Origin of the sequence: Photobacterium aquae (genome assembly GCF_001029445.1) — a bacterium.
Classification (GTDB): Bacteria; Pseudomonadota; Gammaproteobacteria; order Enterobacterales; family Vibrionaceae; genus Photobacterium; species Photobacterium aquae.
The window spans coordinates 110,453-122,348 of sequence record NZ_LDOT01000013.1; the positions used below are offsets into that span (position 1 = coordinate 110,453).

An 11,896-nucleotide genomic window follows, 5' to 3' on the forward strand; every position below is an offset into this window, starting at 1 on the left:
TGCTGGCTATCTGTTCCCACTGAAACACACTTTTTTCATCTTTTTTGCATCTTTTTCGCCGTTTGAGCGTCTTGAATTCAAATAGCGATTATTTTGCCAGCCCCTTCACGGATTGATAGGACAACGGAATACACCAGTATTCAGCTGGCTTGCATCAGCATCGCCTCGGCCCTCTCCTTTGGCGATATGATTTTTGTGAAGAGAACAATGCAAACAAACGAATTACACAGCACTAAAGCCGCACTGGCTTCATTTTTTGATGCTCAGCAACCACAACCATCACTCTGCGAAATTCGACGAGGAATCGAACGCGAAGTTGTGCGTACCACGCCTCATGGAGCTCTCTCTAGCCAAGATCATCCCGCCGCCCTTGGCTCGGCCTTGACACATCCGTTCATCACCACAGATTTTGCCGAAGCGCAGATTGAACTCGTGACCCCAGCATTACATGACAGAAATGCGACTTTTTCATCACTTGCCACCCTACACCATTTTGTTGCCGACAAGCTCCCCGCCAACGAATTTCTGTGGGGGGCAAGTATGCCCCCTGCTCTCCCAGCCGACGAAAATATTGCTATAGCCAACTATGGCAGCTCCAACACCGGACAGCTCAAAAGGCGCTACCGTGAAGGGCTGGCTAACCGCTATGGCAAAAGAATGCAGCTTATTTCCGGCATCCACTATAATTTCTCGTTACCAACAGCATTCTGGCAGGCCTTGCACCGCCATACCCGAAGCACCAAGCCCCTTGAGGCTTTTATTTCTGAGCGCTATTTTCACCTGATCCGAAACGTAATGCGTCACGGCTGGGTTGTTCCCTATTTGTTTGGTGCCTCACCGGCCGTGGACCAAAGCTATGTCAAAAACAAAAAGCACTTTCTCAAACAATGGGATAACGCTACCTATTACCTGCCTTGGGCAACATCACTGCGCCTAAGCAATATGGGCTACACCAGCAGCGAGCAGTCACGCTTCCCCGTGCGCTTTGATAGCAAAGAAGCCTACCTCTCGGATTTATGCCATGCGCTCACCCAACCCAGCGAATGCTATACCCACCTCAATGCCGAGCAACAACTTAATAGCTCGGTATTGCAACTGGAAAATGAACTATACGGCTCAGTACGCCCGAAAATCGTCAGCGACGAACTACGTCCACTCTATGCCATGTGCCATCACGGCGTGCAGTACATTGAACTTCGCAGCCTTGACAACAACCCCTATTTGCCATTGGGAATTGACGAAACACAGAGCCACTTTCTCGATGTTTTTCTCACATACTGCGCCTTGGCACCAAGCCCTGTACTCACTGATGAGGAACGCCGTATCATTGTCCAACGACAGGAGCTTGTCGCCACTGAAGGCCGCAGGCCGGGCCTGACGCTTCCTACAGTCAACGGCAATATCGCGCTGACCAAACTCGGCAAAGATCTGCTCGACGGTATGAGCATTATTGCCGACCAATTTGATCTCGCCATGACTACCGATATTCATCAGGCAAGTATCAATAGAGAATACGCAAAGTTTGAAGACAGCACCCTAACCCCCTCAGCTCAGATCCTTTCGGATATGGCTGCAGGAAATCTGTCGTTTCAAGCACTAACCCAGCGACAATCCCTACAGCACATGCGAACCCACAGCCAATTCTCAGCAGAGGTAGCTGAAATAGACAAACTGCACCGGTTAGCCGCTGAGTCCCTCATCAAGCAGGCCGACATGGAAACACAACTCGACATTGCCTTTGATGACTTTGTTGCCCAGAAAAACAATCTGCAGTGTGACTGCGAGACACAAGGGGCTATCGCCTAACCTATTATGATTATTCTTTGGAAACTGCGGGGCTACATTCGCCTGTACGCCCGCCAATACCTTGTTGCCTTCTTGGTCCTACAAATCGTGGCATTGCTGAACCTTGTCCCGTCATGGTTGATCGGCCGTATTGTCGATAGTATCAATACGGGGAAATTGACAGCCCAAACCTTGGGCCTTTACCTTCTAGGGATCACCTCTGCCGCCATCGCCATGTACGGGCTTCGCTACGTTTGGCAAAGCCGCCTCTACGGCGCATCAATTGCTATCACTCGCCTGTTAAGGCGGGAGCTCTTTGACAAGTTTGCGGCGCTCTCACCCGCGTTTTACTCCCGTCGCAGCACGGGTGATCTCATGGCACACGCCACCAACGATCTCAATGCCGTCGAAGAAGCAACTGGCATGGGGATCATGACCTTGGTTGACTCGTTTATCGCCGGGCTTACTGTCATTTGCGGAATGATTTTTGTCGTCAGCGGTGAGCTAACAGCCATCGCCCTGCTGCCTTTCCCGCTCTTGGTTTTAATCACCAAACGCTATGGTATCCGTCTACATCGGACCTTTGGCCAGGCTCAGGCGGCCTTTTCCGAGCTTAACGAGGAAACACGCGAAACCGTATCGGGTATTCGTGCCGTGCGCTCACACGGGATCGGCCAACGTCAGGAACAGCGTTTTAACCAAACCCTCGATAAAACCCTGAATGCCAACCTCGCCGTTGCCAAAGTAGACGCCGCCTTTGCCCCAACCATCCAGCTTATCTACGGCCTGTCATTTGTGATATCACTGGGCTACGGTGCATGGCTAATCAATCAGGGGGGCATCACCGTCGGGCTATTCACCACCTTCACCCTGTACCTCGGCCAACTGCTTGGTCCTTTTTTGCAATTTGGCTGGCAGTTCAACGTCTTCCAGCGTGGCAGCACTTCATGGTTACGCCTTGAGTCACTGTTCTCCGAAAACGAAGACGTAAAAGAAGGCTCGCATACCCTGCCAGAGCATACCGAAGCGGCACTCGATATCGACATTCGCGAATTTGCCTACCACGGCATGCAACGCCGTGCCTTGGAGCATATTTCGCTTACCGTACCTGAAGGAGGCTTTATCGGCATCACAGGTCCAACCGGTAGTGGAAAAAGCACCTTGCTACAGCTGATTCTTCGCCAGTTTCCTCTTCACGCCCCCTCTTCAATCCAAATAGGCGGCTACCCGACTGACAGCCTGACTTTTGAGTCGTTGCGTGGTGCTATCGCCTGGGTGCCACAAAAACCGTTCTTGTTCTCGGGCACAATTGCAGACAACATCGCGCTGGGCAATCCCAATGCCTCTAATGCCGATATCGCCCATGTCGCGGACATGGCCGGAATAAAATCGGAAATCATGGCAATGCCTGCTGGCTTCAATACCGAACTGCGCGAAGGCGGCAGCAATCTTTCCGGCGGGCAGCGCCAGCGCATCACTCTGGCAAGGGCGCTTCTTTCCGATGCCCCCATTCTGCTGCTCGATGACCCGTTCAGTGCGCTAGATATGAAAACCGAAGTCATCGTACGGCAGAATCTGAAAAAGTATTACGCAAACAAAACGGTATTGCTGGTAACCCAGCGGCTACCTAACCTAATTGATGCCGACCATATTCTGGTTCTTAACGAAGGACAGATCCTCGAACGCGGATCGCACCATGAGCTCGTTGCCAACCAAAGCTGGTATGCCCAAGTCTACCAGCGCCAAAGCCAACTTGATCACATGCAAAAAACCACATTGACGACGCAACCAGTTACCGGAGAATGCAATGCCTAACACCCAACCGAATTCAAGGGACGCGGCAGACAACTCATCGCTTTTCCGTCGCCTTGCCAGCTACGCATTACCCCACAAAGGACGCTTTTTTATCGCCTTTGCCATGCTAGCGGTTGCCATATGTGCCGAAATGACCATTCCCTGGCTGGCCAAAACCATTATCGACGAGGTAGTGGTTCCGCAACAATTCGAATGGCCTCACTTGATGCTACTGGCCGGGCTGGTCATGGTTTTCTATATGATCTCGGCACTGTTTGGCTATTTACAGGCGATATCCTTTCGCCATAGCGCACTATTGGTGATCAACGATGTCAGAAGGCAATTATTCAGCCATGTCCTGAGCTTCCCGATCCGTACCTTCGACAAACTGCCAGCGGGTCAACTGGTGTCTTACATCACCAATGACACCGAATCCATGCGAGACATGTTTGTATCGACCATTCCGACCATTATTCAGGGCAGCTTGCGGATTCTGGCCATTTTTATCGCCATCGCGATACTCGACTGGCGCTTAATGCTACTCAGCTTGGTACTGATCCCTGTATTGCTGCTCACAATGCATCTCTACCGCAAAATATCCATGCCGATATTTGATGGTATCCGAACTCAAATTAGCACAATTAATGGGCGTCTCAACGAGTCGCTGCAAGGCATGGCATTGATCCAGGCATTCCGCCAGCAGCAAGCATTCAGGGAGAAGTTTGATCAGGAAAACCAGCGTTGGTTCGAATACCGTACCCGCTCTATCGCTATCGACAGCCTAATGCTGATCCCGCTCACCCGATTGGTTTCCACGCTGACCGCAGCAGGGATCGTGGCGTGGTTTGCCGGGGCATCACTCAATACCGTGGTTGAAGTCGGTACCCTCTACGCCTTCCTCAATTATATCGAGCGTTTCTTTGACCCGTTCCGCCAACTGTCGATGGAGCTTCGCAAACTACAAGTTGCCACGGTATCTTCCAAGCGGATCTTCGAGTTGCTGGATGACGAGTCGGAACACGCTCGCTACCCAACGGATTTTGTCTCCGTACCTGAACAACCCGACATTGAATTTCGCAACGTAAATCTGAGTTACGATCAGGGCCACCAAGTACTTACTGATGTCTCTTTCATTGCGAAAGGCGGTAAATCCACCGCTATTGTCGGCCACAGTGGCAGTGGGAAAAGCTCGGTGATCAACCTATTGATGCGTTTTTACCAGCATCAACAAGGTGAAATCCTTATCGGTGGGCAGCCCCTGGCTTCAGTGCCCGAAGAACAGTTGCGACAAATTTTCGGGTTGGTTTCGCAAGACCCCACTATTTTCAGCGGATCGATACTGGATAATATCAACCTCTCACAGGCTGTTTCAGACAGATCCAAAGCGATTGCTGCCGCAGAGTATGTCAAGGCCCACCGCTTCATCAATCAGCTGGCAGAAGGGTATGATCATCATCCTGCTCATGGCGGGGCCTCCTTGTCTGTTGGTGAACGTCAGTTATTGGCCTTGGCCCGCACGCTGTCGCACAGTCCCCAGATCTTCCTACTTGATGAGGCAACGGCCAATATAGACAGTGATACCGAAGAAGCGATAAAGGCTGCGCTAGAAAATGTTCACGATGGCCGAACCGTCATTACAGTTGCCCATCGCCTGTCCACCATCCAAAATGCCGATCAAATTTTAGTGATGAACAACGGCCGGATAGTCCAAAGGGGCACCCACAGCGAACTGATTGCAATAGCAGGTGACTACCGTGATCTCTACCTCGCCCAAAAGGCCCAAGAAGAGAGCGATCACCTCAGCAGTACATTAGGTCTAGCCGAAACCGCCGTATAACAGCCGCATATGTAGATATGCCAGCCATTAGCGCCAGTTACGAACAATTAGAATACGTTTAATGAGTAAAAACACCATGAATACCCAACACAGTCCCCTCATTCCCCAGCAAATCATCGAGGATGTTTGCGAGTGGGCAATCATGCATGGCATCGCCTTTCGCAATGCTGATAATAGTGCCAGACACTGCCCGTTTAGCATTGCACCTATGGCAATGGAGCGCGAGGTATACCGGCATCTGCTCAACGTTACCCCGCTGCTCACCAAGCTTATCCATGCCGTTTCCGAAGATCATGACTTTCTGCAAGCCTCGCTGAGCAGCATGGCCAATGCCGACCCGTTCTTTGGCAGCCTCATGGCACTTCACCAACAAGCTCATGGTACGACAAGCAACAGACTCAACCCTGCTCGCCAGCCACTACTGCTGATGCGAACTGATTTTATGGATGACAGATATCACGGGGCCAAGGTCATCGAATTCAACGGGATCGCCGCTGGCATGGGGCCATTCGGTCAACGAGCTGCCCAACTCCATAACTACGTGCAACAACAATGGCCGAATACCTATCAGCAATGGGTCGAAGAAGGTTCGGCGACCCCAGCGGATAATCATGGTATGGAACAACTGGCACTGGCTATCACCACAGCCGCTCGCGCCATCAAAGCAGAGTTCAGCGGCGATGAGTACACCGAACAAAAACCGACATTCCTAATGGTGGTACAGAAAGACGAGGACAATGTATATGACCAGCACCTGCTTGAAGTTGAGCTTCAAAAGCATGGCATCAGAACAGTCCGGCGCACATTTGCCCAGCTCAGCACCCAGCTCTCTAGTGGCAACAACCAGCGCCTACTGCTTGAAAACATCGGGGCGATAGACGTCGTCTACCTTCGGGCCGGCTATCAACATTCCGATTACTGCGCCCCCGAGCTAGACGAGTCGGTTTGCTGCCAGGCCCTAAGCCAAACCCGCCTGCGCATTGAACAGCATCGCGTGGCGGTGAATGCCACATTCAGCCAACAACTGGCAACCAGCAAATCAATGCAAATGCTGCTGACGATGATGCCTGCCAAAGAATACGCCCGCTGGGGGCTGAATCTGGATGAAGCGCAGTTGATCAAGAGTGTTCTGGCCGAAATGAAACCCGTCAGCACCAAGACTATCGAGTGGTTCAAAACCGAAGCCAAACAGGATGAATGGGTATTGAAAAACCAAGGAGAGGGAGGCGGCCATTGTATTTTTGGTGCCGCAATCAACGACAAACTCAATACCCTTTTGCCTCAGGAATATGACGCGTGGGCACTAATGCAGCGATTATACCCCCACGAACGTGAAACACCGACCGTTGCCGTCCGCGACAGCCAGCAGACTCTGGTCAAGGATTTGGTCAGCGAAATTGGTTTGTTCACCGCCTATTTCAATGGTGAACCCGTGACGGAATTTGAAGGGTATGCCGGTTACCTTATCCGCAGTAAACCTGCTAGCGAAAACGAAGGGGGGATCCATAGCGGCAAGGGCATTTTGGATTCACTAACGCTGGTCGATTAACATACTATCCCCTAAGTGCCGCTCCATTGGCACTCGGGGGATAATTATAAACTCGGCGAACGGAAAAATATCCCGTTCGCCCCGAGCGACTACACTCGGAAAAATGCCACTTCCTGCTTCAACTGCGATGATAGCTCACTCAGTTTCTGGCCGGCTGTTTCATTATTCGTCATAGAACGAATCGAATCTGATGACATATCCGAAATTTGGTTCATTGCCGAGACCAGCTCGCTCACCACAACGACTTGTTCATTGGTTGCCGTAACAATATCGCGAACCCGACTCAACGTATCCTCAGCCTGCTGTTCGATACTAACCAGCAAATCACGCGCATCAGATGTTTTTTGCTGGCACTCTTCAACTTGTGGCTGGGTATCGGCCATCGCCGTCACACTAACGACCGTTTGTGCCTGCACCTCTTTTAGCATCGTGGCAATCTGCGTTGTTGCCTCTCGGGTACGCTGAGCCAAATTCCGAACCTCATCGGCAACGACAGCAAAACCACGCCCGGAGGTACCCGCTCGCGCCGCTTCAATTGCAGCGTTCAACGCCAACAGGTTAGTCTGCTCAGAAATATCGCTGATCATATTAACGATTCCACCAATATCTTTGGTTTTGGCTTCTAGCTCTTTTACTTGCAGTAGCGTACTGTTCACCGCATCAGTCACAATCGTCATTTGCTGTGCAACGGAAACAACCAGCTCGCGCCCTTGCTGGGCGTTTTCGGTCGTTGCCACTGAATTCTGCTCAGACTGATTAACAATATCTGCAATCTGGTCAATACTCTGGTGCATATTGTCCAGCTTGCCGACCATCTCCTGAGTCATAGCGGCTTGTTGTTGAGCTGAGTTCAATACATTACTCGTACCGACTGACACCTCTTCAACTTGCTCCGACAATTGTTCTGATGCCAAACCTATATTTCGTACGGTCTGTACCAACTTTTCAGACATAGCTGACAGCGAATCAAAAATACTCCCTTTTTCACGCTGGCCATAATGTTCTGTCAAATTACCACTCGCCATAACTTTAAGGGCATGCTGGGCTTCATAAGGCTCGCCGCCCAATGAACGACGGAAACTACGTTCAATAGCAACACCGACAATCACGGAGATCACCAAGGCAATCGCACTCAAACTCAACATCAAATTTTGGAAGCCGCCAGCGACAGCTCGGGCATCTGGCGTCATTTTCTGGTTCAAGGATTCTTGGTAATTAATAAATCGGTTTACCGCATCCAACCAATCAATAAAGGCTGGGCGGGCTTGATCCAAAACTTCAGCAGTAACAGCCTTACCTTGCTTTTTATCCGCGATAATCTTGTTGATGATAGGCAGCGTCTGTTTTTTAATGCGCTCAATATCACGAAGAATTGTCTGCTCTTCTGCAGTAAACACGACATTATTAGCAATCATCGTGTTCATCTTTCGCTCTGAGTCATTATAAAATTGCTCAAGCCTTGCAATTTCATTGGTTAGCGAATCAATCTCCTGACTATTTCGAGCCAAGGCAACGTCGCGAATCGCAATCGCCCTATCATGGACACTGCCTCGATAATCGATTGCATAACGCTGTTTCACTGAATTCACATCGGTGATTTCAGACAAGGTATGATCCACGAAATTCACTTTTTGAATACCTAGCGTAGTTAACAGCATCATCAATGACACCAATACGCCAAAACCGACCGCAAGCCGTGTTTTTACTTTCAATTTTGAGAAATTATTCATATCTTTCTTATAATAAACAGAAATACCCCCTCCTTTGTTGGTATTTCTGCGCCTTTTTATTCATAGGCTACAAAAGGGATATCATCTGGCCGCTGCACGGCACCCGCTGATACCTGCTAATTTGCTCATCTAGAATGTCATTTCTACGACAACCTGACGAACTCACCAAAAGTGCGTGTATACTTTCAGTACAATTATTATACCTGACAATAACATTGAGTAAATCACAAGCGACTGCTATTCATATAAAAAGTGGTATAAAAAGCAACAAGATAACCCCAACCGCCATATGCAACAAAATACAATTAAACAGCGTGTTTATTATGAATAATTCGATACCAATCTCATTTCACGCAATGCTATGGTCGTTTTTATGATGCTATGTAACATTTACATCGATTAAAGTATTAAAATAATAATGAAAATTTATGGAATTAAATAAGCACCAAGTGAATTTAGTAAAATAAAGCAACGCAATATAAATCACATTGCTTTATTTAAATCACACAAAAACTAAGCCAACTCCTCAACCGTACTATCACGGTTAAGCATCAAGTAAACTAAAGCAATCACCAAGAATAATAACAACACGCTATACACCCATATACCAATTTCAGCATACAGCCCGGCTCCCATAAGAGGCCCAATAATAAAACCCAGTGACATAGCAGCCTGCAACGTTGCTGTGACTTGCCCTTGGAGCTGAGATGGAAATGCCAAAGACGCTTTACTGATAACCCCTGGATAAGCAAATCCAAGTCCTACACCTAAAATTGCGAATGCCATCATTACGCTCACAAGATTCGTGGCAAAAAAGAAAATCGCCAAAGCCAGCAATAGTGCTGATAAACCAACCGCAATCATCTGGCTTCCTGTAAATCTCCATTTCTGAATTACCCCTCCCTGACACACAACCGAGGTAACCGCACTAATCATGAAGGCAATACCCACCCACTGCGCCGTTTTTACCGCATCGAAAGAAAGCAAATCTTGTAGCGAAAAAGCAATTGTCTGCTGAATTGCTGAAAAAATAGCATATATCACCACCATCAATACGATAAATGGCCGCATTCGAACATCGTTAAAACGGAGGGTATCCCGATTTCCCGACTGATTTGGCTGAAACTTCACATCTACAATTCGGCCTACTGCGAAAGGTAATGGCAACAGCATGATCAAGGCGCTAAAAACGATCGGAACCAATATCCCCGCAGAGACCATTGCACTCCCTACCGCAGGGCCAATAATCATCCCCAAACCAAACATCATACCGATCATCGCCAACTTTGCCGGCCGTTCTTCTGCCGTCGTCTGGGAGATCAAATGCGTTTGCGCGGCAGGCATTATCGCGGCAGAGAAAAAAGCAAACAGGCAACGTGTTAATACCAATAACATAAAAACAGCGATGACCGGCATTGTTGAGCCTGTTGCCAGCCATAATACAAAGGCAAAGGCCATATTGAAGATTGCATAGCCCGCCACACCGAGAATCAATGACTGCTTACTCCCCGTCTTATCGACTCGCCGCCCCCACAGGGGGGATGCAACAAAAGACACAAAAGCAGCAGCGCTGATCACCATCCCTGCCTGCCATTCTGCCATCATCAGTTCGCGAGCCAATGCCGGAAAATAGCAAAAACAATAGATTGCCCAGCACCCACCATCAATATGAAAAAATAGATAAAACTACATTGATTAAACATATACCTAACCCTGATTACCCAATAGTCCTAACCGCACCAGTTTTCTGGTTCGGATATTCTCAAAATATTGAGATATTTCACTTTCAGCGCCATGTAAGTTTCATTGACAAAGAAAGCCAATATCATCACTTGCAGGTAATGCTTCTCAGGTAGGTCCAATAGCAACAATATCCATATAAAACCTCATTCCTACTACATCAGACACAGATTTTAAATGAAAATAATTATTATTTGTATAATAAATAAGATCGCACGAGCCAATCACTCATGGTTCAATCTACAAATGGGATATCTATCTAAATTAATCTGTTACCTTGAACGTAAATTTCAAAGATAAAAAACCGGTAGAAAATACCAATCACGGTAGCCATTGGTCATAAATAACGTAGGAAAAGTTTTGATGATAAGGTGGTAGCAATGTGCTACGGCTTCGCCCAAATAAAATGCAATAGGGTGAACCCTGTCTAGGGCTCTGCACCCTATCCCATTGTCACAAATTTTAGATGTAAAAAAGCCGACAATTAAGTCGGCTTTTTTGAAAGTGGCGGAGGGATAGGGATTTGAACCCTAGATACGCTATAAACGTATGCCGGTTTTCAAGACCGGTGCTTTCAACCACTCAGCCATCCCTCCGTAAGTGCGACATATGTTAGTCATTCTGATTGACGCTGTAAAGCATTAAATGATGACAACCACCCAAGCGAATACTTTATAATCAACCGGTTAAATGTTGGTTGTTTTTACCACACACCTTTACATCATTCACTGTTACCGACATGATAAAAACAACATAAATTGCCAAGGAGTGTGCCAAGCGTGCATAGGTTTTGGCTATTTCACTAATAGCTACAGCCCACTTTTGCTTACCTATCCTTCATCGTAATCTACTCCCAACGAAACAGTGAAGATTTCACTAACAGTATTACGTGAAGCCTATGAGGTAGGAATTATGGAAAAGAATCTGATCGGCCTTGATAAAGACCAAACTATCGTACTCTCTGAAGCACTTAACAAATTGCTGGCTGACTACCAACTTCTATATATGAATGTCCGTGGTTATCACTGGAACATCAAGGGTCGTAACTTCTTTGAATTACACGCAAAATTTGAAGAAATGTACAACGATCTTATCTTGAAAGTTGATGAGCTGGCAGAACGTATTCTGACTTTGGGTTCCCGTCCTGTTCACGGTTACTCAAAATACCTAGCCCTAGCCGAAGTACCAGAAAAACTGGACGTCACCGATGGCACAGAAGCCATACGTAACATACTGGACGCCTACAAAATCCTAATACTCAAACAGCGCCGTATTCTAGCAAGCGCCAGTGAGCTAGGTGACGAAGGTACGGTCGCGCTAATGAGTGACTACATCGGTCAGCAAGAAAAAGAAACTTGGATGCTGAACGCATACCTTCAGTAATCACCCATCCTAGTTTCCCCTCCCACAACGCCTCGCTATGAGGCGTTTTGGGTATATTAGGTTCTAGTGTTCCTCATA

At 48.1% G+C, this 11,896-nt stretch carries 7 protein-coding genes and 1 tRNA gene; 5 read left to right on the plus strand and 3 right to left on the minus strand.

Annotation, left to right across the window (positions count from 1 at the left end; translation table 11 throughout):
- Positions 1–207 precede the first annotated feature (207 nt).
- The 4 genes from gshA (at position 208) to ABT56_RS11400 (ending at position 6,965) form a co-directional block, all read left to right on the plus strand.
- Entirely contained in the window at positions 208–1,806 is a 1,599-nt protein-coding gene (gene gshA / locus ABT56_RS11385; protein ID WP_084722224.1) for a glutamate--cysteine ligase, read from the plus strand.
- 6 nt (positions 1,807–1,812) lie between these two features.
- Positions 1,813–3,600: an ABC transporter ATP-binding protein gene (locus ABT56_RS11390; RefSeq protein WP_047878992.1), complete on the plus strand. Its 1,788-nt coding sequence runs from the start codon at positions 1,813–1,815 to the stop codon at positions 3,598–3,600.
- Positions 3,593–5,416 (plus strand): ABC transporter ATP-binding protein, encoded by a 1,824-nt coding sequence (locus ABT56_RS11395; RefSeq protein WP_047878993.1) that lies wholly within the window; start codon positions 3,593–3,595, stop codon positions 5,414–5,416. Before ABT56_RS11390 ends, ABT56_RS11395 begins: the two co-directional genes overlap by 8 nt.
- A gap of 76 nt (positions 5,417–5,492) precedes the next feature.
- Positions 5,493–6,965 (plus strand): glutathione synthase, encoded by a 1,473-nt coding sequence (locus ABT56_RS11400; RefSeq protein ID WP_047878994.1) that lies wholly within the window; start codon positions 5,493–5,495, stop codon positions 6,963–6,965.
- A gap of 89 nt (positions 6,966–7,054) precedes the next feature.
- On the opposite strand, the gene ABT56_RS11405 is transcribed toward ABT56_RS11400, so the two are convergent.
- From ABT56_RS11405 to ABT56_RS11415, 3 genes are all read right to left on the minus strand, one after another.
- Entirely contained in the window at positions 7,055–8,695 is a 1,641-nt protein-coding gene (locus tag ABT56_RS11405) for a methyl-accepting chemotaxis protein (protein ID WP_047878995.1), read from the minus strand.
- Positions 8,696–9,208: 513 nt separating this feature from the next.
- Complete coding sequence (locus ABT56_RS11410) at positions 9,209–10,315, minus strand: MFS transporter (protein ID WP_276203183.1); 1,107 nt, start codon at positions 10,313–10,315, stop codon at positions 9,209–9,211.
- Positions 10,316–10,940: 625 nt separating this feature from the next.
- Positions 10,941–11,031: transfer RNA gene (locus ABT56_RS11415), tRNA-Ser, on the minus strand.
- Between the two features lie 316 nt (positions 11,032–11,347).
- Here ABT56_RS11415 and ABT56_RS11420 point away from each other — a divergent pair.
- A complete protein-coding gene (locus ABT56_RS11420) occupies positions 11,348–11,818 on the plus strand; it encodes a Dps family protein (protein WP_047878997.1) in 471 nt (156 codons plus the stop codon).
- Positions 11,819–11,896 lie beyond the last annotated feature (78 nt).

Coding starts and splice junctions, on each gene's coding strand:
- gshA (WP_084722224.1), top strand. CDS start 208: ATGCAAACAAACGAATTACACAGCACTAAAGCCGCACTGGCTTCATTT.
- ABT56_RS11405 (WP_047878995.1), bottom strand. CDS start 8,695: ATGAATAATTTCTCAAAATTGAAAGTAAAAACACGGCTTGCGGTCGGT.
- ABT56_RS11390 (WP_047878992.1), top strand. CDS start 1,813: ATGATTATTCTTTGGAAACTGCGGGGCTACATTCGCCTGTACGCCCGC.
- ABT56_RS11400 (WP_047878994.1), top strand. CDS start 5,493: ATGAATACCCAACACAGTCCCCTCATTCCCCAGCAAATCATCGAGGAT.
- ABT56_RS11395 (WP_047878993.1), top strand. CDS start 3,593: ATGCCTAACACCCAACCGAATTCAAGGGACGCGGCAGACAACTCATCG.
- ABT56_RS11420 (WP_047878997.1), top strand. CDS start 11,348: ATGGAAAAGAATCTGATCGGCCTTGATAAAGACCAAACTATCGTACTC.